This is a genomic window from Streptomyces sp. NRRL F-2664 (assembly GCF_000719345.1).
GTDB lineage: Bacteria > Actinomycetota > Actinomycetes > Streptomycetales > Streptomycetaceae > Streptomyces.
In genome coordinates this window covers 1-229 of the sequence record NZ_JOFX01000613.1, presented here as the reverse complement: position 1 = coordinate 229, position 229 = coordinate 1, and the positions used below count along the sequence as shown (strand labels likewise).

The window sequence follows — 229 nt, the reverse complement described above, 5'->3', positions numbered from 1 at the left end:
GAAGGCCTGGTATTTGTTGAGGGGTGTGGGGTGGGGGTCGCGGGTGGTGAAGCGGCCGGTTTCGCGGTGGTAGAGGCGTGCGGGGGTGTAGTCGGTGCCGTTCTCGGTGTTGGCGTACTCGCCGCCGAACCGGAAGGGGTTGGCGGCGGGGTCGGCGGCTCGGTGCGCGGCGGGCGCGGGTGTGCCGTCGGGTCCGGTTTCCCGGCCGTAGTCGGTGTAGGCGCGGGCA

General features: G+C 72.1%; 1 protein-coding gene. It reads right to left on the bottom strand.

Features of this window, described 5'->3' with window-relative positions:
• On the bottom strand, positions 1–229 hold a 229-nt coding region (locus IF89_RS0137210), incomplete at both ends, for an RHS repeat-associated core domain-containing protein (RefSeq protein WP_030778501.1).